The organism is Nakamurella sp. GG22, assembly GCF_052976845.2.
On the sequence record NZ_JBRIIO020000066.1, the window covers coordinates 1 to 2,363 of the forward strand.

The following is a 2,363-nucleotide window of genomic DNA, read 5'->3' on the forward strand; positions in this document are numbered from 1 at the left end:
CTTTATCGGCTGCTGCCTTGTCGGCGGCCGCTTTATCGGCTGCTGCCTTGTCGGCCGCCTTTTTGTCTGCCGCCTTCTTGTCTGCCACTGCCTTCTTGTCGGCTGCTGCTTTGTCTGCGGCTGCTTTGTCCGCCGCTGCCTTCTCCGCTGCTTGCTTGTCGTCGGCCGCTTTCGCCGCTGCCAAGCGAATGGACTCCACAGCGGACGCCGAGGCCGCTGCCGCAGCGGAAATGGAGGATTGAGATGCCAACACCGAAGGGCTCGCCACCGTGCCACCCGTCGCCGTCAGGGTCGCTGACGCGTCCGTCGGCCCAACAATCGGCTCCCCAGGTCCGCTACAGCTCGCCAGGATCACTCCAAGAACTGCGGCGGCCACTAGACCTTGCCCGACTTTTTTCCCCATGGCAGCATCGTCGCATCGAGTTGGAGCGAACCGGACGTATGGGTGCTCGCCTCACTCGTTCGGGCAAACATACGCCCGTAGTGACATCCAAGTCGACGTGTCCGGCGACGCTTAGCCACCTGCCCGACCCACCCTCACCGGGTGGTGTCACTAGGCCGCGTTACTGCAGTCCAGTGTGAGTCGAACGCACGTGGCGCGACGGCAGGAGCCAAGGAACGGACCGGAGTGGCGAAAGTCCGCGTACAGCTATGCCCGTGCAACCCGCGCGATGATAGCCGAGTGCTTCATCGTTCAGAATGTGCTTTGGATTGAGTTCTCAGAGGTCCATACTGCGAACCGCTGGCTGCGCGGTATACATCTGTGCGTTGATAGATAGCGGCCGCAGTGAAAGAGACGTGATCGTTCGGACAAAGACAAAGCACAAGACGATCCGTGGCCCCTATCTCTCGTCCACGTAGCCCCCGACACAACTACTGCGACGCCCACGGCGGGTGGCGCTGGTAGTGAAGTTTCGGCAGCTCTCAAGCAAATATGACATTCGGAGCGGGTCCCCGTGCGGGCGATCGCTGTGGAGCCGCAGTGGTGTAGCGGCGAATCCCGTCCTTTGGAGTGAGACTGTCATCCCATCGGGGCTATCGCGGTCGCGCATGGCGACACACACTGGACGTAAGGCGCCTGGTTCTCTCTGAGGCGTCGATCTGCGCTTGGTTAGCTGGGTGGCTGGCTGAGCATCTTCTGGGGGAGTATATGCTCTATCGACCTCATACGTTCGCGCACGGTTCATACCGCCGAGTTCGCGACGATTATTGCGTGCGTACAGCCGGGGGCACTGCCGCAGAGCGAACTCATCAGGCTAGGAATGCATTCAAGAGGTTAGTGGCAGCTACTATCGCGTTGTGCTTAGTCCTGACTGGATGCGGTTCGTCCTCAAAAAATGAGCCGGGTGAGGCTTCGGCGGAGGAATCATCGTTCACCATGAGCGGTGAACTATCCATGCCCAGAGACGCCATCGATTGGCCAGTCGGCTCTAAAGATTGTTTTGGGTATCAAGGATATTCTGACATCAAAGAAGGTACGTCCGTCACCGTCTATGATGGTGATGAGATTCTGGCTGTTGGCAATCTAGAGGCTGGCGTCTTGGGCGATGGAGATGTATGCACTTTCCTCTTCGCAGTTTCTGAAGTTCCTTTAGGGCGCAAATTCTATCAGTATGAGATCTCTCACCGGGGTCGACTAACGGTGCCTTCGGGGGATGTTCAGAACTTGCAATCGTCCGAACTGGGCAATTGAAACCGCTGCCACGAGCCGCCTGCCTGACCTGGTACCTGCTCGACCAGGTCGCTATCGCTACGGCCCACGTCCTTCGTACCGCAGTCATGCGTATCTCGACATTTGCAGTCCACGCACAGACCGCGTGCCGCCTGGGTGTTGAAGCAACACCGGACGGGCAGCTATTTCGATCAGCTATCGCGATGGCCGTTAACCGGTATAGTAGTAGTAGTCCTTCTGGTGGCCGTAGGGAGCTAAGCAGCAACTGGCCCTGAACGCATCGGGGTCGTCGGCCCGCTCTTCGGCATCGGCCAGTGCCATTGTAAGAGCCCCTGCCCAAGGAATGCCTAATTCGATTAGTCGTCGATGATCCACGCGGGGCTGGCCCTTGGGGGTGCGGGTGGCGTAACCAGCATCGATCGCCCACAGGTCGCGGGCCCTGGCGAAACGAAAAAACCAACTTTTCGATCCGGACGGGACGGGGAGTTTGTACAAGTGGCACCAATCCTCGAACAACGCTTGGTCGCGCCAAGTTTGGGCGCCGAGGTTCAGTAAATCAGCCGGAATATCGCGCCGACCGGGACTGCCCGCGAGCAGAACTGCCACCTTATCGCGTCGGCTTCCGTGCGGGAGGGATCTGCCCCCAATTCAGTTGACTCGTGGGTTTGGACTGTCACGCCGCGGTTGCGAG

At 59.3% G+C, this 2,363-nt stretch carries 3 protein-coding genes; 1 reads left to right on the forward strand and 2 read right to left on the reverse strand.

Features of this window, described 5'->3' with window-relative positions; genetic code table 11:
- Window positions 1-268: hypothetical protein (locus tag ACVBEQ_RS27970; RefSeq protein WP_447156715.1), on the reverse strand; the 268-nt coding region annotated here is incomplete at its 3' end.
- Between the two features lie 1,110 nt (window positions 269-1,378).
- Between ACVBEQ_RS27970 and ACVBEQ_RS27975 the strand changes: the two genes are divergently transcribed.
- Window positions 1,379-1,693: a hypothetical protein gene (locus ACVBEQ_RS27975; protein ID WP_447156716.1), complete on the forward strand. Its 315-nt coding sequence runs from the start codon at window positions 1,379-1,381 to the stop codon at window positions 1,691-1,693.
- A gap of 189 nt (window positions 1,694-1,882) precedes the next feature.
- On the opposite strand, the gene ACVBEQ_RS27980 is transcribed toward ACVBEQ_RS27975, so the two are convergent.
- Complete coding sequence (locus tag ACVBEQ_RS27980) at window positions 1,883-2,278, reverse strand: hypothetical protein (RefSeq protein ID WP_447156717.1); 396 nt, start codon at window positions 2,276-2,278, stop codon at window positions 1,883-1,885.
- Window positions 2,279-2,363: the final 85 nt, after the last annotated feature.